At 76.0% G+C, this 22,949-nt stretch carries 22 protein-coding genes; 9 read left to right on the top strand and 13 right to left on the bottom strand.

The features are described from left to right. Positions 1-229: 229 nt before the first annotated feature. Together ACFWJ4_RS34480 and ACFWJ4_RS34475 are read right to left on the bottom strand one after the other, a co-directional pair. A complete protein-coding gene (locus tag ACFWJ4_RS34480; protein WP_359910808.1) occupies positions 230-898 on the bottom strand; it encodes an AAA family ATPase in 669 nt (222 codons plus the stop codon). Between the two features lie 144 nt (positions 899-1,042). Next, positions 1,043-1,969, bottom strand: a complete 927-nt coding sequence (locus ACFWJ4_RS34475; RefSeq protein ID WP_380551342.1) for an LLM class F420-dependent oxidoreductase — start codon at positions 1,967-1,969, stop codon at positions 1,043-1,045. Between the two features lie 163 nt (positions 1,970-2,132). Between ACFWJ4_RS34475 and ACFWJ4_RS34470 the strand changes: the two genes are divergently transcribed. Beyond that, positions 2,133-2,486 (top strand): DUF6401 family natural product biosynthesis protein, encoded by a 354-nt coding sequence (locus ACFWJ4_RS34470; protein ID WP_359910813.1) that lies wholly within the window; start codon positions 2,133-2,135, stop codon positions 2,484-2,486. Between the two features lie 40 nt (positions 2,487-2,526). Here ACFWJ4_RS34470 and ACFWJ4_RS34465 read toward each other — a convergent pair whose 3' ends face one another. Further along, a complete protein-coding gene (locus ACFWJ4_RS34465; protein ID WP_359910816.1) occupies positions 2,527-3,333 on the bottom strand; it encodes a hypothetical protein in 807 nt (268 codons plus the stop codon). 200 nt (positions 3,334-3,533) lie between these two features. Here ACFWJ4_RS34465 and ACFWJ4_RS34460 point away from each other — a divergent pair, with 200 nt between their 5' ends. Beyond that, positions 3,534-4,298, top strand: coding sequence for an alpha/beta fold hydrolase (locus tag ACFWJ4_RS34460; RefSeq protein ID WP_359910819.1), 765 nt, complete (start codon positions 3,534-3,536; stop codon positions 4,296-4,298). Positions 4,299-4,358: 60 nt separating this feature from the next. Here ACFWJ4_RS34460 and ACFWJ4_RS34455 read toward each other — a convergent pair whose 3' ends face one another. The 4 genes from ACFWJ4_RS34455 to ACFWJ4_RS34440 are packed head-to-tail and all read right to left on the bottom strand — an operon-like array spanning position 4,359 to position 6,980. Then, positions 4,359-4,865 carry a hypothetical protein gene (locus ACFWJ4_RS34455; protein WP_380551339.1) on the bottom strand — a complete coding sequence of 169 codons (507 nt, stop codon included), beginning with the start codon at positions 4,863-4,865 and terminating at the stop codon, positions 4,359-4,361. 47 nt (positions 4,866-4,912) lie between these two features. Next, positions 4,913-5,335, bottom strand: a complete 423-nt coding sequence (locus tag ACFWJ4_RS34450) for a hypothetical protein (protein ID WP_380551336.1) — start codon at positions 5,333-5,335, stop codon at positions 4,913-4,915. Then, positions 5,332-6,204 (bottom strand): class I SAM-dependent methyltransferase, encoded by an 873-nt coding sequence (locus tag ACFWJ4_RS34445; RefSeq protein WP_380551333.1) that lies wholly within the window; start codon positions 6,202-6,204, stop codon positions 5,332-5,334. Before ACFWJ4_RS34445 ends, ACFWJ4_RS34450 begins: the two co-directional genes overlap by 4 nt. After that, complete coding sequence (locus ACFWJ4_RS34440; RefSeq protein WP_359910831.1) at positions 6,201-6,980, bottom strand: DUF2071 domain-containing protein; 780 nt, start codon at positions 6,978-6,980, stop codon at positions 6,201-6,203. The genes ACFWJ4_RS34445 and ACFWJ4_RS34440 overlap by 4 nt, the downstream gene beginning before the upstream one ends. Before the next feature lie 379 nt (positions 6,981-7,359). Between ACFWJ4_RS34440 and ACFWJ4_RS34435 the strand changes: the two genes are divergently transcribed. Beyond that, positions 7,360-8,046, top strand: coding sequence for a hypothetical protein (locus tag ACFWJ4_RS34435; protein ID WP_380551330.1), 687 nt, complete (start codon positions 7,360-7,362; stop codon positions 8,044-8,046). On the opposite strand, the gene uppS is transcribed toward ACFWJ4_RS34435, so the two are convergent. Further along, positions 7,985-9,841, bottom strand: coding sequence for a polyprenyl diphosphate synthase (gene uppS / locus ACFWJ4_RS34430; RefSeq protein WP_380551327.1), 1,857 nt, complete (start codon positions 9,839-9,841; stop codon positions 7,985-7,987). The two genes, ACFWJ4_RS34435 and uppS, sit on opposite strands and share 62 nt — an antisense overlap. A 207-nt stretch (positions 9,842-10,048) precedes the next feature. Then, a complete protein-coding gene (locus tag ACFWJ4_RS34425) occupies positions 10,049-10,639 on the bottom strand; it encodes a cysteine hydrolase family protein (protein WP_380551324.1) in 591 nt (196 codons plus the stop codon). Positions 10,640-10,791: 152 nt separating this feature from the next. On the opposite strand from ACFWJ4_RS34425, the gene ACFWJ4_RS34420 reads away from it, so the two are divergent. Beyond that, positions 10,792-11,847, top strand: coding sequence for a GlxA family transcriptional regulator (locus ACFWJ4_RS34420; RefSeq protein ID WP_380551321.1), 1,056 nt, complete (start codon positions 10,792-10,794; stop codon positions 11,845-11,847). Here the strand turns inward: ACFWJ4_RS34420 and ACFWJ4_RS34415 are convergent. Beyond that, positions 11,828-13,261, bottom strand: coding sequence for a sensor histidine kinase (locus tag ACFWJ4_RS34415; protein ID WP_380551318.1), 1,434 nt, complete (start codon positions 13,259-13,261; stop codon positions 11,828-11,830). The two genes, ACFWJ4_RS34420 and ACFWJ4_RS34415, sit on opposite strands and share 20 nt — an antisense overlap. 62 nt (positions 13,262-13,323) lie before the next feature. Continuing rightward, the gene (locus ACFWJ4_RS34410; protein WP_380551315.1) at positions 13,324-14,040 is read right to left on the bottom strand and encodes a response regulator transcription factor; all 717 of its coding nucleotides are present in this window, start codon (positions 14,038-14,040) and stop codon (positions 13,324-13,326) included. 227 nt (positions 14,041-14,267) lie between these two features. Between ACFWJ4_RS34410 and ACFWJ4_RS34405 the strand changes: the two genes are divergently transcribed. Genes ACFWJ4_RS34405 through ACFWJ4_RS34395 form a run of 3 tightly spaced genes read left to right on the top strand, consistent with a single transcriptional unit; the run spans position 14,268 to position 17,020 of the window. After that, on the top strand, positions 14,268-15,647 hold the full coding sequence (locus ACFWJ4_RS34405) for a ferric reductase-like transmembrane domain-containing protein (protein WP_380551312.1): 1,380 nt from the start codon (positions 14,268-14,270) through the stop codon (positions 15,645-15,647). Positions 15,648-15,705: 58 nt separating this feature from the next. Beyond that, a complete protein-coding gene (locus ACFWJ4_RS34400) occupies positions 15,706-16,236 on the top strand; it encodes an FMN-binding protein (RefSeq protein ID WP_380551309.1) in 531 nt (176 codons plus the stop codon). 31 nt (positions 16,237-16,267) lie between these two features. Beyond that, the gene (locus tag ACFWJ4_RS34395; RefSeq protein ID WP_380551345.1) at positions 16,268-17,020 is read left to right on the top strand and encodes an FAD:protein FMN transferase; all 753 of its coding nucleotides are present in this window, start codon (positions 16,268-16,270) and stop codon (positions 17,018-17,020) included. A 180-nt stretch (positions 17,021-17,200) separates the two neighbouring features. On the opposite strand, the gene ACFWJ4_RS34390 is transcribed toward ACFWJ4_RS34395, so the two are convergent. Continuing rightward, entirely contained in the window at positions 17,201-18,226 is a 1,026-nt protein-coding gene (locus ACFWJ4_RS34390; RefSeq protein ID WP_359910857.1) for a hypothetical protein, read from the bottom strand. A gap of 157 nt (positions 18,227-18,383) precedes the next feature. Here ACFWJ4_RS34390 and ACFWJ4_RS34385 point away from each other — a divergent pair, with 157 nt between their 5' ends. Both ACFWJ4_RS34385 and ACFWJ4_RS34380 read left to right on the top strand, forming a co-directional pair. Next, positions 18,384-19,766 (top strand): sensor domain-containing protein, encoded by a 1,383-nt coding sequence (locus tag ACFWJ4_RS34385; RefSeq protein WP_380551306.1) that lies wholly within the window; start codon positions 18,384-18,386, stop codon positions 19,764-19,766. Further along, on the top strand, positions 19,754-20,410 hold the full coding sequence (locus ACFWJ4_RS34380) for a response regulator (protein WP_380551303.1): 657 nt from the start codon (positions 19,754-19,756) through the stop codon (positions 20,408-20,410). The genes ACFWJ4_RS34385 and ACFWJ4_RS34380 overlap by 13 nt, the downstream gene beginning before the upstream one ends. A gap of 51 nt (positions 20,411-20,461) precedes the next feature. Here ACFWJ4_RS34380 and ACFWJ4_RS34375 read toward each other — a convergent pair whose 3' ends face one another. Beyond that, on the bottom strand, positions 20,462-22,600 hold the full coding sequence (locus ACFWJ4_RS34375) for a DEAD/DEAH box helicase (protein WP_380551300.1): 2,139 nt from the start codon (positions 22,598-22,600) through the stop codon (positions 20,462-20,464). Between the last annotated feature and the right edge of the window lie 349 nt (positions 22,601-22,949).

Below are 22,949 nucleotides of genomic sequence, written 5' to 3'. Positions count from 1 at the left end.
CCGCGGCGGCCGGAGCCGCGGTGGCGCGGTGTGCGGCCGGAGCGGCGAACTGGCTCAGGCCGGCCGCGGCGACCAGCGCGGCGGCGCAGGGGAACAGGCGGGGGGCACGCGAGCGCACCCGGGCAGTACGGCGCATCAGCGCTCCTGACGGGGGAGTTGACGTGGTCTCGGCCGCGTGCCGGACCTGCTCCGGCCGGACCCGCCGGCGCCCGGCGCGGACTCGCCGAGACTACGACGCCGTGAAGTCGATCTCCCGCAGGGCGCGCGCGGCGGCCCGGTCGAGTACCACGGCCGACGCACAGCCGGCCGGCAGCCGGCCGGCCTCCAGGATCCGGTGGCGCAGCCGGGCCACCGCGGCCAGGTGCCGGGCGAAGGCGTAGCGCGAGACGCCGCGCCGACGCCGTCGCTGCCCGTCCAGGGCCTCGGCCGGGTCGGCGTCGAGCAGCAGCAGGTGCACCCGGCGGCCCTGCCGGGCGGCGGCGCGGACCAGCCAGGCCCGCACCCAGGGCTGGGTGCCGCAGTCGTGCACGGCGAGCGGCCCGCCGTCCAGGACGGCGCGGCGCAGCCGCCGGTAGTGGGCGAGCCGGGCCAGCGGGCGGTAGAGCGCGTACGGCAGGCGGCCGGGCAGCCTGGCCGCGTACTCCTCGCGGACCAGCTGGGAGTCGATCAGCGGGGCTCGGACGCAGCGGCGCATCAGGGTGCTCTTGCCGCTGCCGGGCAGGCCGGTGACGACCAGCAGGTCCCCGGCGGGGTAGCGCAGGACCGCCGGCCCGGGCCCGCGCAGCTCGTGCCGGGCGGGCGGGTCGTGCGGCGCGGGCAGGACGACGCGCTCCCCGGCGGTGCGCGGCGGCGGCACCCTCGGCGCCGCCGCCGTCCGCACCGCTCTCGTCCCGCTCACCCGGTCTCCCCCCGCCGTTCCCGTCCAAGGAGCATGGCGCATTCCCAAGAACGAGTAAAGGGCGGAGGTCGGGGCGGGTACGGACGACCCGGGCCGGGTCCGGGCCGCCGGGCGTCAGGACCGCCGACGGGCCCCGGGCGCGCCTCAGGCGAGCTGCGGGGCGATCCGGGAGGCGATCAGCTCCAGGTGGTCGAGGTCGTCCAGGTCGAGGATCTGGAGGTAGATCCGCTCGCTGCCGACGGCCGCGTACCGGCCGATCTTCTCGGCGACCTCGTCCGGGGTGCCGGCCAGCCCGTTCTCCTTGAGCTCGTCGACGTCGCGGCCGATCACGGCGGCGCGGCGGGCGACCTCGGCGTCGTCCCGGCCGACGCAGGCGACCAGGGCGCTGGAGTAGACCAGCTCGTCGGCCGCGCGCCCGGCCCGCTCGACGGCGGCGCGGACCCGGCCGAACTGGGCGGCGGTGTCGTCCGCCGAGGCGAACGGCACGTTGAACTCGTCGGCGAAGCGGGCGGCCAGGGCCGGGGTCCGCCGGGGGCCGTGCCCGCCGACCAGCACCGGGACGTGCTCCTGGACGGGCTTGGGCAGCGCGGGCGAGTCGGTCAGCGTGTAGTACTCGCCCGCGAAGTCGAAGGTGTCGCCGAGCTTGGTCCGCCACAGCCCGGTGATGATCGCCAGCTGCTCCTCCAGCCGACCGAACTTCTCCTTCGGGAAGGGGATGCCGTACGCGGTGTGCTCGGCCTCGTACCAGCCGGCGCCGAGGCCGAACTCGACCCGGCCGCCGCTCATCGCGTCCACCTGGGCGACCTGGATCGCGGTGACGCCCGGCAGCCGGAAGGTGGCGGCGGTCATCAGCGTGCCCAGGCGGATGGTGCTGGTGTCGCGGGCGAGGCCGGCCAGGGTGATCCAGGCGTCGGTGGGCCCGGGCAGGCCGTCGACGTCGCCCATCTTCAGGTAGTGGTCGGAGCGGAAGAAGGCGCTGAAGGCCCCGAGCTCCTCGGCGGTGCGGGCCACCTTGAGGAGGGTGTCGTAGCTCGCGCCCTGCTGGGGTTCGGTGAAGATGCGGAGATCCATGCCGGCCATTCTGGTACGGAGCACCCCGTGATCGGCAGAGCGAACCGGACGGGACACGGACCGTCGCCGCGGCGGGCGGTGGCGCGGGCGGGGTGGCCAAGGTCTCAGCACGGAACCGTCACGGGCGTCCGTTCCCGCTCCGGGGCTCGCCTAACGTGGACGGATGTTCGCCACCTCCGACGATTCCTTCCGGCGCTCCCCCGACGAGCCGGCCGGCTGTCCGCTGCCCGGCATCGTGACGGCCTTCACGCCCCGTCTGGCCGAGTTCGCCTTCGAGCCCGGTTTCGTCGCGGCGGTCGACCAGCACGCGGCGATGCTGCGGGAGCTGCTGTACGCGCAGGGACCGGAGCTGGCGCCCCGGCCCCTGGACCGTGAGGAGTTGTCGGACTACGCGCTGGGCTTCGTCGACGCGCTCGACGAGATCGGCTGGCGGGAGCCGGTCGGCTACGACTACGCCGTCATGCGGCTCACCGCGATCTGCTGGCTGGTGCGCGAGCAGGGCCTGCTGGAGGTCTGAGCCCCGGCGGGCCCTGCCCGGCGGCCCGCGGTGGCGGCGGCTACCGGTTCTGGTCGCCCTCGATGCCCGGCGCGGGCGGGGTGCCCGGACCGGTCTGGGTGGTCGGCCGGACCGGCTGGTTGGACAGCGCGTCGGAGCGGCCGGCCTGGTAGGCGCTGCCGCGCAGCCGGGCGGTCTCCCGTTCGGCGCCGTCCAGCCACCGCTCCCAGCGCTGGCGCATCGGCAGGATCAGGCCGCCGCCGACGCCGACCACCAGCACGCCGGCGATGGTGGCGAGCACGGCGATCAGCACCGGGGTCGTGATCGCGGTGGCGATCCCGACCTGGCCCAGCGCGGCGATCACACCGAGGCCGACGATGAACGCCCAGACCGCGGTGGCGACCACCCGGCCGTACGAGGCTCCGGACAGCGAGTTGCCCACGATGTCCCGCACGCCGTTGGCGATGGCCATCGCGACCACCAGGATCACGACGGCGACGATGGCCCTGGGCAGCCAGGCGACGATGCTGTGGATCATCACGCTGATCGGGTTCGGGCCGAAGACTCCGAACGCCAGCTGCAGGGCCATCAGCAGGACGATGTAGTAGACGACCTTGCAGACGATGCCGGTCATGTCGTACTTGGAGCCGGCCAGCCGGGCGGCCATCCCCGACCGCTCGGCGACCCGTTCCGAGCCGAGCCTGCGCATCACCCGGTCGAGGACCTTGGCGATGGCCTTGGCCACGATCCAGCCGATGAACAGGATCACCAGGAAGGCGATGAACTGCGGGATGACCTTGGCGATCTTGGACCAGGCCTGGGTGAAGCCCGACCCGAAGTCGACGGACAGAGCGAGCTGCTGAGCCACGGAGTCCTCCACTCGGTGACACGGCGCCACGAGCGGGCGCTTGCGGCCCCCCACCCTTCGTGAATAGCAGGCGCCCGCTCCGGCCGCGCGCGCCCGGTGTCCGGGATGGTTCCCTCGGGTGAACGGTCCAGCCGTCCGCACGCGTACAGTGGCGGTCCGGGGGGACGGGCCACGGGCGGGACGGACGGGACGGTGCGGCAGTGAGCGGTACGGCGGCGGAGCGCGCGGTGGGCCACCGGGCGCTGCACTGGCAGGTCCGGCCGGACGCGGCCCGGGCCGCCGTCCTGGTGCTGCACGGCGGCGAGGAGCACAACTTCTCCCGGCCCGGACGCCTCAACCTCCCGCTGCTGCGGATGCACGGCTTCCTGCGCGGGCTCACCAGGGCGACCGCGGACGCCGGCGTCGCCATCGGGACCGTCCGCTACCGCCACCGCGGCTGGAACGGCGAACGGGCCGACGCCGCACAGGACGCGACCGCCGCGCTCGACGAACTGACCGCGCTGCTCGGGCCGGTGCCGACGGTGCTGGTCGGCCACTCGATGGGCGGGCGCGCCGCGCTCCGGGCCGGCGGGCACCCGTCCGTCACCGGCCTGGTCGCCCTCGCACCGTGGTGCCCGGCCGAGGACCCGTGCGAGCAGCTCGCCGGACGCGACGTGCTGATGCTGCACGGCGACCGCGACACCGTCACCCCGCCCGCCGACACCCGCGCCTTCGCCGCCCGCAGCCGCGCCGCGGGCGCCAGGGTCTGCGGATACACCGTCACCGGCAGCGGCCACGCCATGCTCCGGCGGATCCCCGACTGGCACCGCGCCACCACCCGGCTGACCACCGCCCTGCTCGGCCTCCAGCCGCTCCCCGCCGAGACCGCTTCCGCCCTCGCCCTCCCGACCGCCTCCCGCGAGGCCCTCACCCTCGCCCTCCCGCCCCAGCCGCGCCGCGCACCGGCCCTGCCGGCGAACGTCTGACGGGACGGGCCCCGCGGAGCGGCGGTACCGGGCGCCCGTCCGGGGGAGGTGCGGGCGTGCTCAGCCGGTGGCCGTCTTGGCCCCGTCGGGCGAGACGCAGGGGGACTCGAAACCGACCTTCAGCGTGGCCGGCCAGTTGTCGCCGTCCGAGATGGAGGCCTTGAAGCCGTTGTCCGGGTTGGTGAGGACGATCACACCGGGCCTGCTGTCGGTGACCCGGAACCCGGCCACCACGAGGTGGCCGCGGAAGGCGTCGAAGATCGTGTCGTGGTGATCGGCCGGAATGTCCCGCAGGAAGCGGTAGGTGACGGCCTTCACCCGGCCGTCCGGCTCCGAGGGGGCACCCTTCTTGAAGCACTTCTCCTCGCCGTCGCGGTCGACCACCGGCGAGATCGGCTTGGGGAAGGCGAGGAAGGTCTCGGAGAAGTACTGGTCGGTCTTCTGCTTGGCCTGGGCGCTGGTCAGCGCCGCGTCGGACGAACCGGAGCAGGAGGTGGCCGCCAGCAGGACGGCGCCGGCCGACAGGGCCGACCGCACGGCGCGAGCACGGGGGAAAGCAACGGTCACCGCATGATCCTTGAGGGGTGTGTGGGCTCCTGGGGTCGCGACTGATCCTAGACCGTGTGCCAGAGGGCTCCGGCGAAGACCGCCGTCACCCAGGTCCACAGCACGCAGAGGCCGAGGTGGGCGACGGTGCGCAGGCGGTCTCCGCGCCACAGCCGGGGCGAGAAGTAGGCGAACTCGAAGAGCCAGCGCAGGCCCCAGAAGAGGGTCTGGCCCGCCAGCAGGGCGGTGCCGAGCCGGCCGCCCGCCAGCAGGTCGGGGGCCAGGCAGAGCGGGAGCAGGCCGAGCAGGGCGCAGGCGAGGCCGATGAAGAAGAGGTGGGCGTAGGAGACCTGCCGGGTCAGCAGGGTGGTGCCGGACAGGTCGGCGGGCCAGCCGATGGCGCGGGGCAGCACCGCGTGGACCAGGCCGAGGGTCACGAGGGCGGCACCGACCAGGCGCAGCTGGGCCTCCAGGGTGACCAGCCCGGTCATGACTCGGCCTTCCGGAAGGCGAAGGCGGTGACCAGGCCGGCGATCCGGCGCTCGGCGGCCGGGTGCAGGCCCGCCTCGGCGGCGTGCCGCAGCCAGGTGGCGCGGGGCAGGAAGTGCCAGGCGCCGGGACCGTAGACGGCGGTGTTGGCGGCGTCCCGCAGGTGCTCGACCAGCAGCAGGGTGCCGCCGGGGCGCAGGCTGCGGGCGGCCTCGGCGAACAGGGCGGTGCGGTCGGCGGGCCGGCGCAGCTCGTGGGCGGCGAAGACGGCGAACACGGTGTCCAGGGCGCCGGTCGCGGCGGGCAGGGCGTCCGGGCGGGCCGGGATGCCGCCGGGGGCGGGCGGGGCGTGGCGGCGGGCGCGGCGGATCGAGCCGCTCGCGGTCAGCGCGGGGTCGTACAGGTCGGCGAGCCGTCCGCGGGCACCGGGGTGGCGGGCGGCGATCGGGCGGCTGGCCTCGTCCAGGCCGGTGCTGATCACCAGGTGGTCGCCGGGGCCGTCGGGCAGCAGCTCCGGCAGCCAGTCGTAGCGGTGGAGTGCGGAGCGGTCGTAGACGCACCAGGTGGCGAGGGTGCTGACGGCGAGGTATCCGGCGGCGGTGGCGGCGACCGCCCGGGCGAGCACGGCGGCGGGGCCCGGCAGCCGGCCGGCCAGCGCCCCGCCGACGGCGACGGTGAGCGCGCCGGCGGCGTACATCGGCCAGTTGTAGCGGACGACCTCGCGCACACCGGACGGGCGGGGGCCGTCGGTCCGGGCCGTGGACGGGCACAGGACGGCGGAGCAGGCGGCGAGCGGGCGGGCGGCGGACGGGCGGGCGGCGGACGGGCGGGCGGCGGACGGGCCGGGCCCGGCCGGGGCGGGGGCGGTCATCGGGCGGCTCCGGTGAGGTGGCGGCGCTCTCCGGCGTGCCAGCCGTAGTCGAGGCCGGCGACGTGGAAGGCGTTGGCGAGCAGGGGCCGGCTGCCGGCCAGCGGGCCGTGGTCGAAGAAGGTGAGCCGGGGCACCTCGACGGCCACCGGGACCGGGTCCCAGTGGGCGCGGGTGGCCTTGACCACGATCATCGAGCGGGTCTGCGGCTCGTACTCGAAGGTGTAGGGCAGCGGGCCGGCGAAGCGCCGCGCGGCCCGGGCGTCCGCGAACGGGCTGCCCGGCGGGAGGGCGGCGGGGGCGCCGCCGAGGTCGGCGCGCACGTGCAGGTCGGCGCGGCCGTCGCCGCTGACCACCTTGAACTCCAGGGTGTCGCCGACCACCCGGGTGCCGATCCGGGCGTGCCGGTAGTGGTAGCGGGAGAAGGCGTTGCCGCCGAGTGCCATCATCCGGCTGTCGGTGTCCGAGCGCAGGATGCGCAGGCCGCGCATGGTGCGGCCGCCGGGGGTCGGGAAGCGGGTGAAGACCCGGTAGCCGGTCAGGATGAAGTCCCGGCCGAGGCGGGCGGGCAGCGCGGCCGGGCGCAGTGCCCGGGTGTCCACGACGGCGGCGGCGACGAAGCCGTGCTCGGTGCCGTCGGGGTCGGTGTAGGTGTCGAGGGCGAGGCCGGGCGGCACCAGCGGGGCGAGCAGCCGGGGCGGCAGGGCGTAGGTGAGGACGAGCGAGTGCGCGAAGTGGGTGCGCATCGCGAAGGGGTGGCGTTGCAGCAGGTGTCGCACGGTCGACTCCGGGGTCGGGTACGGGGGTTCGGAGCGTGACGGGGCAGCACGGGACCGCCTTCCGCCGCAGGCCGCGGTGGGGTGTCCTCGCGCGCCCTCATCATGGCGCACGACTTTGAACACGTTCAACTCAGGGTGGGGGCGGTACGGCGGGGGTACGCGAACGGCCGGGACCGCACGGAGTGCCCGGCCGCCGGGCCGGACACCCGGCGGGCAGCAGTCCCGGGGGGCTCATGTGCCCGAACGGACCACCCGTGGCTGCGTCCCGCTCCCCCCGTGCGAGTGGTTTCGTTCTCCGGAATGGCCTCGGAGACGGTCGGTGGACGGATGATCCGTCCCATGGCCGTGCTGGACGGCCCGGGAAGGACGGTTCGGGACGATGAGCACGACGCGGCGTTCGCTGCTGGGCGCGGCGCTGGGCGCCCCGCTACTGGGGTGGCTCACCGGGACGGCGGCCGGTGCCGTTGACGGCGGCACCGACCGCTCCGGAAACCTGGGAACGCTCTCCAACGGCTGGGTCGAGGTGCGCTGGACCCCGGAGGCGCAGGCCCAGCTGGACCGCTTCCACGCGATGGTGGACGTCGTCGCCCCGGCCCGCATGGTGATGGACCGCCACGGCCCGGCCGTCCACCTGCCGATCCGCTCGGCCGTGGGCGACCCGTCCCTCGCGAACCCGCCGAAGGCGCACGGCGACGGGGCACTGGACGGCGGGGTGTCCGTCCGCACCTCCCGGGGCGACTACCGGGTGGTGAACCTGGCCGGCGCGATCAAGGACGGCCTGGGTTCCGGCCGGTGCGAGGTCGGCGGGGCGGAGATGGGGCACCGCTCGGCCTTTCGCTGCGGCCTCACGGAGGGCAAGCTGACCGCCGATCCGGTACCGGCCGGGCACCCGATCAAGGTCCGGCTGACCGGGGTGCCGCTGCGCCCCACCCAGGAGGCGGTGGACGCGTACACCGCGAACTTCGGCGCGCACCCCGTGACCGTGGACACGGTGCTGGCGTACGTCACGGCCCAGGGAACGTACACCCCTCCTCCCCCGGCGGCGGCGCAGGAGCAGCACTCGTAGGGGGCTTCCGGGACTGCTGGGACCGTTGGGACGGCGCGGACGGCCCCAGCGGCTGCGGTTGCCCGGACGGCTGCGGTTGCCCGGACGGCTGCGACTGCCCGGGTTGCTGCGACTGCCGGGACTGGGCGGGCACGCCCCCGCCGAAGCGGCGCTCGCGGGCCGCGTAGGCGCGGACGGCGCCGCGCAGCCGGGCCAGGTCGTAGTCGGGCCACGGCGTGGGATCGAACAGCAGCTCGGCGTAGGCGAGTTGCCAGGGCAGGAAGTTGCTGATCCGCTGCTCCCCCGAGGTGCGGATCAGCAGGTCGACGTCCGGGAGGTCCGGAAGGTACAGGTGCCGGGCGAGGTCGGCCGGGCCGATCGCCTCCGGACGGATCCCCCCGGCCACCGCCTCGGCGGCCAGGCCCCGGGCCGCGGCGGCCAGTTCCTCCCGTCCGCCGTAATCCACGCAGACCGTCAGGGTCAGCGTGCCGTTGTTGGACGTCATGCTCTCCACCAGCGCGATCGCGGAGGCCAGCGACTCGTCCACCCGGTCCCGCCGGCCGCACCACCGGATCCGCACCCCGAGCGCGTGCAGGCCCTCCGCGCCGCGGGTGAGGCCGTCGGCCAGCGAGTCGAACAGCGCGGTCAGCTCCTCGGGCGGGCGGTCCCAGTTCTCGGTGGAGAACGCGTACAGGCTCAGGTGGCGGATGCCCAGCCGCAGCGCCGCGTTGACCAGGCGCAGGGCAGCCCGCTGCCCCGCCTGGTGGCCGTGCCGGGCGGGCAGTCGGCGGGCCTCGGCCCAGCGGCGATTGCCGTCCATGATCACGGCGACGTGGGCGGGCGCCCCCTCGGCGGGCACGGGCCGGGCGCGACGGCCGGGAGTGGCGCCGTCGGAGCTCAGCGGAGTGAGGCCCTCGGACAGGACGCGCGAGCGCGCCAGGGTCACTTCGTCGTACTGCAGCTGGGCGCCGAGCAGCAGGGTGTGCAGGAACGGGCGGCAGCCGGGGGCGGCGAGCCAGGTGACGGGCAGGGCCTGTTCCAACAGCCGGTGCAGCTGCGCCTGCTGACCCTCGGCCAGCGTGTCCAGGGCGGCCCGGTGGCGGCCCCCGGGATCGGGTCGGCCGAGGTCGGCGACGGTCAGGCCGAGCCGGCACAGCTCCTCCTGCGGCAGGTAGCAGCGGCCGGCCGCGAGGTCGAGCGGGAGGTCCTCCAGGATGTCGGCCAGCTGGCAGGCCTCCCCCAGCGCGGACAGCGCGTCCGCCGCCCGTGGGCCCCGCGCCCCCAGCAGCGGGGCCCACAGCTCGGTGATCGTCCCCGCGACGCCGCGCAGGTGGCGGCGCTGGTCCGCACGGGTCTCGAAGACCGGCGGGTGGGCCCCGTCGGCCCGGGTGGCATCCAGGAACTCCTCGACCAGCGCCTGGTCCAGCTCCCACCGGCGCACGGTGTCCACGAAGGCCCGGCGCAGCGGGTGCTCGCTGCGGCCGGCCGCCAGCTCGGCCAGGGTCTCGTCCCGCCAGCGGGCGAACCGGCGCAGCCGCTCGGCGGGGGCCGCCTGGGCCTGGCCGTTGCGGGCACCGGCGTCACGGGCGCCGGCGTCAGGGACGTCGGCGTCACGGGCGTCGGCGTCGTCGGCGATCCGGTCGGACCGGGAGGCGAAGCCGTTGACGGCGTGGAAGTACGGCCGCACCTCGGGCGGCAGTGTGTCGCTGATCGCCCGCAGCGAGGCCTGGTGGCCGGCCACCTCCTGCTCGCAGACCCGGTACGACTCCGCCAGCTCCGGCGGGCCGCCCACGGCCGCCGCCCCGTTCCCCGCCATGCCCGTTCCCCGCCCTCCGCCGACACCGTGCGCGGACTGGTCAACGAGGCGGGGGCGGATCGGTGGCGTTCCCGGGCGCCCTCGACGCCCCGGACCGCCACGGTGGACCGCTTCGGCGGGCGGGCGGTCCGGCAAGGCGGTCCGGCCAAGGCTCCGCCCGGGCCCGCCGAGGGCCCGCGCCGTATCCGCCCCGGATCCCGCCCGGGCTCAGCCGAGGTCGGCCGGGGACTCCACCACCACGCCGTACAGGTCGCCGATCGTCGCCAGCGCGGCGCGGTGGACCTGGGCGGCCGTCAGCCCGGTGCCGGCCGACTCCAGCGGGCGGGTGGCGCAGGCGGCGGCCACGACGGTCGGGCGGTTGCCGCGCAGGAAGGCGCCGGCCGTGGTGAAGGCGACGCACATGTGGGTCATGAATCCGGCGACGACGACGTCCCGGTGGCCGGCCGCGTCGAGCAGTTCTCCCAGGTCGGTGCCGACGAAGGCGTCCGGGGCCTGCTTGACCACCACCCGCTCGCCCTCGGCCGGGGCCACGCTCGGGTGGATCCGCCCGATCTCGGCCCGGATGTCGTACGGGGTGCCCTCGCCACCGTCGTTGATCACGTGGATCACGGTGGAGCCGGCCTCCCGGGCCCGGGCGAGCAGGTCGGCGCCGGCGTCCAGCGCTTCCTGCCAGCCCGCCAGTTCCATCACGCCGCGCACATAGGTGTTCTGGTAGTCGATCATGATCAGGGTCGAGTCGCCGAGCACGGCGGGCTTCTCGTCGAGGCCGTTGAGGGTGCGCAGGGTCGTGGTGGGCACGGGGTACCGCCTTCACGGTCGGGAGTCGGGGATCTCGCGGGCCACTGCGGGTGCGGCCGGCCCTGAAAACGCTACGGGCGGCGCTCGGGTGTCGGCAATGTCGGCTAACCTGCAGATTCCGACATCGAGCAGGGACGACGAGGAGGGAAGCGGTGCCCGCACCCGCTGCGCAACGGCTGATCGTCATCGTGCTGTTCGAGGGCGTCGACCTGCTCGACGTGACCGGCCCGCCCGAGGTGTTCTCGCTGGTCCGCCGCGAGACCGGCGACGCGACCGGCTACCGGGTCGTCCTCGCCGCCGAGACGGCGGAGCCGGTCACCACCGCGGCGGGCGTGCGCATCCTGCCCGACCTCACCTTCGACGAGGCCGCCCGGAGCCGGATCGACACCCTGCTGGTGCCCGGCTCGGTCGAGGTGGTCGACCGGGTCCGCACACTGGCCACCCGCTCGCGCCGGGTGGCCAGCGTCTGCGTCGGCGCGCACCTGCTCGCCGCCGCCGGGCTGCTGGACGGGCGGCGCGCCACCACCCACTGGTCCACGGCCGGCCAACTCGCCGAGGAGCACCCGGAGATCGAGGTCGATCCGGACCCGATCTTCATCCGCGAGGGCGAGGTCTGGACGGGTGCGGGCATCAGCGCGTGCCTGGACCTGTCGCTCGCGCTGGTCGCCGAGGACTTCGGCGAGGAGCTGGCCCTGCGGGTCGCCCGCCAGCTCGTCATGTACCTCAAACGCCCCAGCGGCCAGAGCCAGTTCAGCGTCCCGCTGGAACCCGTCTCGACCACCCGGCGGATCGAGGAGCTGCGCCACCACATCCTGCGCAATCTCGCCGGGCCGCTCACCGTCCCGGACCTCGCGGCCCACGCCCACGTCGGCGAACGGCAGTTGACCCGGATCTTCAAGACCGAGCTGGGCACCACCCCGAGCGCCTACGTCGAGTCCGCCCGGGTCGAACTCGCCCGCCACCGGCTGGAGTCCACCGACGCGACGCTCGACCGCATCGCCACCGTCTGCGGCTTCGGCACCGTCGACACCCTGGTGCGCGCCTTCCGCCGCCGCCTCGGCACCACGCCGACCGACTACCGGCAGCGTTTCCGTACGAGGGCGGCGACGGCGGCGACGGCGGCGACGGCGGCGACAGCGGCGACAACAGCGACGGGAACAGCAACGGCCGCAGCGACGGCGACGACCGTCAGGGCAGCCGGACGGTGAACACGGTGCGGCCGGGCCGGCTCGCCACCGCCACCGTGCCGCCGTGCGCCCCGACCACGGCCCGGACGATCGCCAGACCGAGCCCGGTCGAGCCGGTGGCGCGGGAGCGGGCCCGGTCACCCCGGACGAAGCGCTCGAAGACCCGGTCGGCCAGCTCCGGCGCGATCCCCGGACCGTCGTCCGTGACGCTCAACTCCACCTGACCGTCCGGCTGTTCGAGGCAGAGCCGGACCTCGCTGCCGGGCGGGGTGTGGGTCCGGGCGTTGGCCAGCAGATTCGCCACCACCTGGCTCAACCGGTGCTCGTCCCCGCGCACCAGCACCGGCTCCTCCGGCAGGGCGAGCCGCCAGCGGTGCTCCGGCCCGGCGGCGCGGGCGTCGGCCACCGCGTCGAGGGCGATCCGGGTCAGGTCCACCTCCTCCTCGGCCAGCGGGCGGCCGGCGTCCAGCCGGGCGAGCAGCAGCAGGTCCTCGACGATCGCCCCCATCCGCAGCGCCTCGGCGTCGATCCGCTCCAGCGAGTGCCGTACCGGCGCCGGGACCGGCCCGGGGTGGCGCAGCGCCAGCTCGGCGTGGCCGCGGACCGCCGCGACCGGGGTGCGCAGCTCGTGGCTGGCGTCGGCGGCGAAGCCGCGCAGCCGCTCCTCCACCGCGTGCCGGCGCGCCAGCGCGTCGCCGACGTGCCCGAGCATCCGGTTGAGCGCGGCGCCGACCCGGCCGACCTCGGTGCGCGGGTCGTCGTCCGGCACGCGTTCGGCGAGCAGCACCTCGCCGCTGGCGAGCGGCAGCGCGCTGACCCGCTCGGCCATGCCCACCACCCGCCGCAGCGGGCGCAGGGAGAAGCCGACCCAGGCGGCCCCGGCCGCGCCCGCCGCGGCGACGGAGATCGCGAAGACGGTGAGTTCCAGGGTCTCCAGCCGCTCCACGGTGTCCTCGGCCGGGCGCAGCGGCAGGCCGCTGACCAGCACGTCGCCGTCCCGCCCGGCGACCGCGCGGACCCGGTAGTGGCCGAGGGCCCGGCCGAGGTCGAGGGTGCGGGCCGGGCCGTCGACGGGCAGGGCGGCCAGGGCGTGCTCCCGGTCGGGGGCGAAGGCGACCCGGTCGTCCTCGTTCCCGGGGTCGTCCACGTCGTCGGCGTCCCCGTCGACCACGCCCGCGGCGGTGACCCGTCCGCCCAGCAGCCGTACGCCGAGGGTGCCGGGGGTCTGGGCCCGGGTGTCGGGGCCGGCGCCGTGGCCGGTGTGCTCCAGACTCGCGGCGTAGCGGCCGCCGGACTCGGCGAGCTGCTGGTCCAGGCGGTCGACCAGGAAGTGGCGCAGCGCGGCGGTGGTGGCGAGGCCGACGGCGGCGCAGGTGGCGACGAGCAGCACCAGCAGGCCGGCGATCAGCCGGGCGCGCAGGGTGCGGGGGGCCATCCGTGGACGGCGTTCGCCCGGGCGGCGGGCCGACCGTGGACGGGAGCGTCCCGTGCGGGGCTTCATGTCGCGGCCTTGATCAGGTACCCCGCGCCGCGCACCGTGTGGATCATCGGGCTGCGGCCCGCGTCCACCTTCTTGCGCAGGTAGCTGATGTACAGCTCCACGATGTGCGCCTGCCCGCCGAAGTCGTACGACCAGACGGCGTCCAGGATCTGCGCCTTGCTGAGCACCTGCCGGGGATGGCGCATCAGGTGGGCGAGCAGCGCGTACTCGGTCGGGCTCAGCTCGACCGTCTCCCCGCCCCGGGTGACCTCGCGGGCCCGGTCGTCCAGCACGAGGTCGCCGAGCACCAGCGCGTGCGGCGGCGACTGGCCGGCCGCGGCGGGCGGGGCGGCCCGGCGCAGCAGGCCGCGCAGCCGGACCACCACCTCGGCCAGGCTGAACGGCTTGGTCACGTAGTCGTCGCCGCCGGCCGCGATGCCGGCGATCCGTTCCTCGACGGCGTCCCGGGCGGTCAGGAAGAGCACCCGCACCTCGGGCTGCTCGGTGTGGACGCGGCGCAGCACCTCCAGGCCGTCCAGGTCGGGCAGCATCACGTCGAGCACCACGGCGTGCGGCCGCCAGGCCGCGGCGGCCTCGACGGCGGCCAGGCCGGTGGTCACGCCGCGGGCCTGCCAGCCCTCGTAGCGGACGGCTCCGCAGACCACCTCGACCAGGTCCGGTTCGTCGTCGACGACCAGGACCCGCCAGTCCGGGCGGTCTGCGGTCTCGTCCATGGGGCTCCTCGCGTCGGGTGCTGCGCGGTGGTCATCCTGGCCGGTCCCGATGAGAAACCGGTGAGACCCAGGAAAACGGTTCGTGGGCCGACACACACACCCTGACCTGCCCTTTTCCACTCACCGACGGGCGCCGGGGCCGGCCCGGTTCAGAGCCCGCTCAGAGCTTGCGGTGCGATCGTGGACGGCCTCGGCGGTACTCGCCGCCGGGCTCCGAGGAGGATCCGATGACCACTGCCGCCGCCCCGAAGCCGCGGCCCGGGCCCCGGCGGGCACCCGACCGCCCGGGCCACCGGGCGGCGCCGCGTCCGCCGTTCGCCCTCGACCCGCGCGCGGCGCTCGGCCTGATCGCCGCGGGCGTGCTCGGCGTGCTCGCGCTGTGGTGGACGGGCACCCCGGCCGTGGTCGGCGCGGACGGCTGGCTGACCGGCGCCGGCCGGATCACCGGGCTGCTGGCCGGCGGTGCCGCGCCGGTGCTGCTCCTGCTGATGGCCCGGCTGCCGCCGGTGGAGCGCGGGGTCGGCGCGGACCGGCTGGCGCGCTGGCACGCCTTCGGCGGGCGCTGGACGGTGGCCCTGGTCACGGTGCACGTGCTGACGGTCGTCCAGGGCTACGCGCTGACCGACGGACGCGGGCCGATCGGCGAGGGCGTGGAGATCGTCCTCCACCACCCCGAGATGCTCAAGGCCACCCTGGGCACCCTGCTGCTGCTCGGCACCGGCGCCGTCTCCGCCCGGATCGCGCGCCGCCGTCTCCCGTACGAGGCCTGGTACTACCTGCACCTGGCGACCTACCTCGCGGTGGCGCTGGCCTTCGCCCACCAGCTGGCGACCGGCGCCGACCTGGGCGGCGGCCCCGGCCGGGCGGCCTGGTACGCGCTCTACTTCGGCACCGCGGCGCTGCTCGGCTGGTACCGGCTGCTGCGGCCGTGGCTGCTCGACCGGCGGCACGGCCTGACCGTCGCCGAGGTACGGCCGGAGGGCCCCGGGGTGGTGTCGCTGTTCCTGCGCGGGCGGCGGCTGGACGAACTCCGCGCCGAGCCCGGCCAGTTCTTCCGGCTCCAGTTCCAGGTGCCCGGGCTGCGCTGGGCCGCCAACCCGTACTCGCTGTCCGCGCCGCCGCACCCGCACTTCCTGCGCTTCACCGTCAAGGACCTCGGCGGGCACAGCGCCGCGGTGGCCGCCCTGCGCCCGGGAACCCGGGTGCGCGCCGAGGGCCCGTACGGGGCGTTCACCGGGCGGGGGCTGCGGCAGCGCCGGGTGCTGCTGCTCGGCGCCGGGGTGGGGATCACCCCGCTGCGCGCCCTGTTCGAAACCCTGCCGGGCGAGCTGACGCTGATCCAGCGGGCCCGGCGGCCGCAGGACGTGCTGTTCCGGGCGGAGCTGGCCGAGGTCGCCCGGCGGCGCGGCGCGGCGGTGCACGAGTTGCTCGGCCCGCGCGAGCAGGTCGGCGACCTCGGGGCCGCGCTGGCCCGGCTGGTCCCGGACCTCGCCGAGCACGAGGTCTACCTGTGCGGCCCGGACGCCCTGACCGAGGAGGCCGTCCGCGCGCTGCGGGCGGCGGGGGTGCGGCCGGGACGCATCCACCACGAGAGCTTTTCCTTCTGAAGCCTTTCCTTCTGAGCCCGTTCGGCTCGCCCCCGAGCACCCGAGGAGCGTCCATTCCATGCGCCGAGCCGTCGTCACCAGCGCCGCCACCGCGGCCGGGGTGGTCCTGCTGCTGTCCCTCAAACCGCATGAGGCCGCCGGGCCCGCCCCGGTGATCGGCTCGGGGCCGGGCACCGGCGCCGGCCAGGGCACCGCCGCCGACTCCGGCACCGGGTCCGGGTCCGAGGTCTCGGCACCGTCGAACGCCCCGGCGCCCTCCGCCTCCGCACCCGCCTCCGTGTCCGCGTCCGCCTCCGCACCCGCCGCGGGCGCCACCCGGAAGGTCAGCGGGGACACCGTCAACACCCGCTACGGCCCGGTGCAGGTCCAGGTCACCCTGGCCGGCAGCAGGATCACCGCCGTCGACGTGGTCAAGTACCCGAGCGCCGAACGGCGCGACCGCGAGATCAACACCTCCGCGCTGCCGGTCCTCAACCAGGAGGCGATAGCCGCGCAGAGCGCCCGGATCGACGTGGTCAGCGGCGCGACGTACACCAGCGACGGCTACGTCCGCTCCCTGCAGAGCGCCCTCGACCGGGCCAAGGGCTGAGGCGCCCGTGCTGTGCCACGCCGAGCCCGTGATGGGCACCGTCTTCTCGGTCACCGTGCGCGACCCCGCCCCCGGGACCCCGGCCGTGCTGGAACGGATCGCGGAACGGCTGCACCGGATCGACGCGGTGTTCTCGACGTACCGGCCGGACAGCGACATCAGCCGCCTCGACCGGGGCGAACTCGCCCTGGACGACTGCGATCCGGAGGTCCGCACCGTGCTGGCCGCCTGCCGGGAGGTGGCCGCCGAGACCGACGGCTACTTCACCGAGCGGCCGGGCGGCCGGCTCGACCCCAGCGGCTGGGTCAAGGGCTGGGCGGTCGGGCAGGCGGCCGCCCTGCTGCGCTCCTCCGGCTCCCGGCAGTACTGCGTCAGCGGCGGCGGAGACGTGCAGAGCGCCGGCGGACCGTGGCGGATCGGCATCGCCGACCCCCGGCGACCGGGTCTGCTGGCCGCCGTCCTGGCCGGCCACGACCTGGCCGTTGCCACCTCCGGCACCGCCGAGCGCGGCGCCCACATCCTCGACCCGCACACCGGCCGCCCCGCCGGTGCCCTGGCCTCGCTCACCCTGGTCGGCGCCCCGGGCACCGGCATCGCCCGCACCGACGCCTGGGCCACCGCCGCCTTCGCCATGGGCCCGGACCGCGCCCTCGCCTGGGCCGCCCGCCGACCCGGCATCGAGGCCCTGGCCGTACTGCCGGACGGCTCGAAGCGCTGGACCCCGGGCCTGCCCGGGCACCTCCCGGCGAGCGGGCCGGCGGACTGGCGCACCGCCGTCGGCTGACCGGGCGGCCGGGCCCGGCACGCCGGTTCCTCGTGGACCGCGCTTCCCCGCGCTTCCCCGCGCGCAACGGTGCCCGCTCCACGCGAAACGGCGCCCGCTCCGTGCGGAAACTGCGCCCGGCCCGCACGGAACTGCGCCCACTCCGCGCGGAACGCCCGTCCCGGCGAGGCGAGTTCCGGCCTACGCCCGCTCCTGCTGCGCCGCCCGCCAGGCCTCCCAGGCCACCAGCGGCGCGAGGTACGACCAGCGCCGCGAGCCGTCCGGGCAGGTGCCGCCCTCGATCAGCTCGGAGACCGTCCGGCGGGTGAACGGCACCCAGACGGCCATGTCGTGCTCGAAGGTGCTGTGGCAGGCCTCGCGGCGGCGGTCGATCTCGGCCGCGTCCAGCCGGGACCGGACGGTGGCCACCAGCGTGTAGCAGGAGGCCGGCTCGCTCCAGCCCAGCCAGGTGATCACGGTCGGCCCGACGTCGTCCGGCAGCAGCCCCAACTCCTCCTCCAGCGCCCGCCGGACCAGCCCGTAGAAGTCCTCGGCGGCGCCCGGCTCGTCGCGGTACTTCATCGTCTCGTTGATCCCGACCGTCCACTGCGCCGGGAAGGTGTGGACCGCCAGCGAGCGGCGGAGCAGCAGCAGCCGGCCCAGCCGGTCCCGCACCGCGACGCAGGCGCTGACCATCGTGGGCGGCGCGACGGCCACGAAGCTCGTCAGGCCCTGGTCCAGCGCCTCGTGCAGCAGCCGGGCCGCCTCCGGGTCCTCCCGGCCCATCCCGGTGGTGGCCATGCACTCCGCGTAGTCGCTCTCCGCGATGTCCACCTCGCAGACCCGCGCACCACCGTGCTCGCCGTGATCGACCGTCAGCCGCGAGATGTACGCGGTGCGGCCCGCCGCACCGGCCGCCCTCCGGCGCACCACCTCCTCGGCCCACCCGACCGCGTCCAGCACGTGCGGGCGCTCGACCCTCCCGCGGTGCGCCGTCACCAGCGTGCTCGGCGCCAGCGGCCGGGTCGCCGACCAGGTGATCAGCGGCGCCAGCCCGTCCGCCCGCACGTCGTGCGCCCGGGCCGCCGCCGTCAGGCTCGCCCGCCGGACCCGCGGCACCGGCACCCGGGAACCGAGCCGTGAGCCGCCGAACTTGGCGAAGTCGTACACCAGATTGGTCACCACCCCGAGCAGCAGGGCCCCACCGATCCCCAGCAGCCACTCCACCCCGGTTCCCCCACTTCCGCGATCGACCCGACCCATTGTGGAGGTGTCCGGCACGGCGGCGGAAGAGCCGCGCCCCGTGACGGCCTCCGGGCCGGTTCCGGGGCCGGTGTTAGGGTGATCGAACAGTCGGCTCGGACGCTCGGAGGACTGAACCATCGTGCGGGCGCCCAGGATTGCCGCGTCCACGGTCCGGTCGGCCGTCCGGTCGCCCGTCCGCTCCGCCATCCGTTCGGCCACCCGCTGGACGACCCGCGCGGATCTGCGCTCCGCCGCCCGGTCCGCGGTGCGCCGCTCCCCCGCCGCCGCCGGCCACCTCCTGCTCTGCCTCGGCACCGGAGCGGTCGCGCTGGTCGGGCTCTGCCTGCTGCTCGTCGTCCTCGCCCTCTGCCTGGTCGGCCCGGGCCTGCCGCTCCTGCCGCCGGCCCTGCGACTGCTGCGCCGGTTCGCCGAGTTCCACCGCCGGCGGGCCGGCCGGTGGCTGGGCGGCGACCGGCCGCGCACCCCGTACCGCGACCGGGCGTCCCTGCGCGACCCGGCCGTCCGCAAGGACCTGGTGTGGCTGCTCGCCCACGCCACCGCCGGGACGGCCCTGTCGGCCGCCGCCCTCACCCTGTGCAGCCACGCCGTCAACTGGCTGACGGCGCCGGTGTGGTGGCGGCTCCTGCCGGACGAGCGCGGGAGCATCATCCTGCTGACCGTCGACTCCTGGCCGGTGGCCGTCGCGGCGGCGGTCGGCGGGGTCGGCTACGCGGTGGTCGCCCTGGCCGTGCTGGCGCCCGCCGCCGACCTGCACGCCCGGGCCTCCCGCCCGCTGCTGGTCGCCCGGCCCCGCCCGTCGCTGGCCCGGCGCGTCCAGGAGCTGACCACCACCCGGTCCGAGGCGCTGGACGCCCATGCCGCCGAACTGCGCCGGATCGAACGGGACCTGCACGACGGCGCCCAGGCCAACCTGGTGGCCGTCTCGCTCCGGCTCGGCATGATCCGCCGCGCGCTGGACCAACGTCCCGAGCAGGCGGCCGCGTTGGTGGACTCCACCCAACTCGTCGCCGAGCAGGCCCTGGAGTCGCTGCGCACCCTGGTGCGGGGCATCCACCCGCCGCTGCTCGCCGACCGCGGTCTCGCCGAGGCCGTACGGTCGCTCGCCGCCCGCTGCGCCGTGCCCACCCGGGTCGAGCCGGACACCGGGGGCGGCCGGGGCGAACCGGACACCGGGGGCGGCCGGGTCGCCCCCTCCCCGGCCGACCCGCCACCGCGCGCACCGGCCGCCGCCGAGGCCGCGGCCTACTTCGTGGTCTCCGAGGCGCTCGCCAACGTCGCCCGGCACAGCGGAGCCCGCAGCGCCCTGGTCCGGCTGCGGATCACCGCGGCCGCCATCGCCGTCCGGGTCGAGGACGACGGCCGGGGCGGCGCCGTCGAGGGCGCCGGAAGCGGCCTGCCCGGCCTGCGCCGCAGGGTCGCCGCGTTCGACGGCACCACCCGCCTGTCCAGCCCGCCCGGGGGCCCGACCATCCTGGAAGTGGAGATCCCGTGCGGATCCTGATCGCCGAGGACAACGCCCTGCTCCGCGAAGGCCTCGTCCTGCTGCTGCACAGCGAGGGACACGAGGTGTGCGCGACCGTCGAGCACGGCGACGACCTGCTGCCCGCCCTGCTCGACCACCGCCCCGACGTCGCCGTGGTCGACGTCCGGCTGCCGCCGGACTTCCGCGACGAGGGACTGCGCGCCGCCGTGGAGGCCCGCCGCCGACTGCCCGCACTGCCCGTCCTGATCCTCTCCCAGTACGTCGAACGCGCCTACGCCGCCGAGCTGCTCGCCCAGAGCGCCACCGGCGTCGGCTACCTGCTCAAGGACCGGGTCGGCCGCGCCGAGGAGTTCCTCCAGGCGCTGCGGCGGGTCGCCGAGGGCGGCACCGCGATGGACCCGGAGGTCATCTCCCAGCTGATGGCCCACCGCACCGGCCCCGACCCGCTGGCCGCCCTCACCGCGCGCGAGCGGGAGGTGCTCGCCCTGATGGCCGAGGGCCACAACAACCCGACCATCGCCCGGCTCCTCTTCCTCGCCGAGAGCTCGGTGAACAAGCACATCGGCAGCATCTTCGGCAAGCTCGGCATGCCCACCCCCGACACCGGACACCGCCGGGTGCGCGCCGTCCTCACCTACCTGCGCGCACTCGCGGACGACTGACCGCCCGCCGTCCCACGCCCCGCGCCCCGCTCGTCGCTCGTCGCTCGTCGCTCATCGGTCGGAGACCGCCAGCCGCAACTGCTCCTCCTCGACGATCAGCGCCACCAGCGACTGCTCCGACACGTCCACCGCCTCCGGGGTCGACTCCGCCACCTCGCTGCGCCGCGCGTAGTCGTCGAACAGCCTGCCCTTCACCCGCAGCAGGTCCAGCATCCGCTGGTCGACGCTGTCCGCGGCCAGCAGCCGATGCACCCGTACCCGGCGGACCTGCCCCATCCGGTGCGCCCGGGCCACCGCCTGCTCCTCCAGGGTCGGTTTGACCTGCGGCTCGCAGAGGATCACCACCGAGGCGGCCTGGATGTTGAGCCCCACGCCCCCGGCCTGGATCTGGCAGAGCAGCACCGCGTGCCCGGGCGCGGCGGCGAACCCGTCCACCACGTCCTGCCGCCGCGCCGAGTCCAGCGAGCCGTCGACCGGCCCGAACGCCCGCTGCTCCAGAGCCGCCTGCACAGCCGCCAGGACGTCCCGGAAGAACGAGAAGACCACCACCTTCAGTCCGCTGTCCGCCGCCTCGCGGACGATCTCCAGCAGCCGGCGCAGCTTCGCCGACTGCGCCGGGTCCGCGTACCCGGCCCGGCGCATCGCCGGGAAGCTGCCCGCCGCGACGGCCGAGCGGTAGGCGGCGAGGTCGGCGGGCGAGAACTCCTCCCACTCGTCCACGTGCACCACCTCGGGCAGCTCGGTCAGCACGTCCCGCTGGTTGCGGCGCAGGTACGCCGGGGCGACCGCCTTGCGGAAGGCCACCGGCCCGGCGGCCGCCGAATCCTGCCGGACCGACGGCACCAGCCCGGGCCGGAGGTACTCCACCAGACTGCGGAACTCCTCCACCCGGTTCTCCATCGGCGTCCCGGTGAGGAACAGCACCCGCTCCACCCGCTCCGTCCAGGCGGCCACCGCCCGGGAGCGCTGCGCGGCACGGTTCTTGACGAAGTGCGCCTCGTCCACCACGACCATCCCGACCGTGACCGCATCCGCCACCTCGGCCGCCTCCAGGCGGCGCAGCCCGTCGAAGGTCACCACCGCGACCCCGCCGTCCCGCAGCCACCCGGCGAGCGCCGCCTCCCGCTCCGGGCCGTGCACCCGCAACGCCCGCAGAGTACTGCGCGACTCGACCTCCCGGATCCAGTTGATCAGGACACTGGCCGGGCAGACCACCAGGAAGTGGGTGCTCCCCCGCGCCCGCAGGTGCGCCAGCACGGCGATCGCCTGGACCGTCTTGCCGAGGCCCATCTCGTCCCCGATGATCACCCGCCGCTGGGCGAGCGCGAACCGCGCCCCGAACGCCTGGTAGCCGCGCAGCGAGACCCGGCAGTGGGCGTCGTCCAGCGGCTCGGCCCGCACCCGGTCCGACAGCTCCTCCGGCAGGAACCCCTCGGCGGCGGCGGGTTCGGCCCCGGCCTCCTCGACGATCCCGCCGAGCACGCCGTAGTAGTCGGCCGAGCGGAGCTCGAAGTCCGTCCATGCCTCGACCGGGTCGACCGCCGGACGCAGCAGGTCGACCGAGGCCTGGGCGAGCAGCACCGGGACCTCCAGCGCCGCGTACCCGGCCAGCTCCTTCTCCAGCCGCTCGACCGCGGCCTGCGCCTGCGCCCGCCGCTCCCGCCCGGCGAACAGCCCGCGCAGCAGCCCGCCGGCCGGCTGCGCGGCCGCCACGAGCGGCTCGACCTCGGCCCGGACCCGCTCCGCGGTCTCCCGGGCCCGCCGCGCCTGGGGCCCGGCGGCCACAAGCCGCTGGAGCGCCACGACCAGCGCGGTGCTCGTCGCGTCCTGCCGCTCGACGTCCAGCCGCACCGCCACCGTCTGCTCGACCGCCCTGGCGATCTGCCCGGCCGCGGCCAGCGCCTGCGCCGCCGTCTGCGCCCCGACCCCCGGGATCAGCCGCAGGGTGTAGCCGGAGGCCTCCGCCACCTGCCGCACCGTCGCCAGCCCGGCCGCCTCCAGCGCCCCGACCCGCAGCCGGCCCTCGGTCACGTCCCGGAGCCGCGCCACCGCGATGGCCCCCAGCTCCTCCCGCACCAGCCGGTCCCGCTCCCCGACGTACGCCGACCGCGCCTGCTCCACGGCCGCCCGGTGGTCCGCCACCACCGCCCCGGCCGCCGCCAGCAACCCCTGCGCCTCGGCGAGAACCACTCCGGGCCGCCGCCCACCCCGCCGCCGCTCCCCCACCGCCCGACCCCCGCCTCGCCGCACACCCCTGGACGCACCATGCTCCCACCACCGACCGACGGCCGCGGCGGACGTGAATCTCCTGCTGGACGCACTCAGCCCTTCCGAGCACATCGGCCAGGACCCGAGTCGGTGACTCGGGTCCTGGCCGTGGGTCGTCGTCGCCCGCTCGACGGGGCGGTGACGCTGGGGCGTGTGTTTAAAAAAGCGCACCCCCCGGGGAATTTGAGAAACCCCCCCAAAACCCGGTTGGGGGGGCCACGGTGTGGCACAGCGGCCCCGGGGGGGCCACCCGGGAGGCCGCCGACCCCAC

It is taken from the genome of Kitasatospora sp. NPDC127067 (assembly GCF_042724755.1).
Taxonomy (GTDB): Bacteria; Actinomycetota; Actinomycetes; order Streptomycetales; family Streptomycetaceae; genus Kitasatospora; species Kitasatospora lactacystinica.
This window is presented reverse-complemented; position numbering and strand designations above follow the sequence as displayed.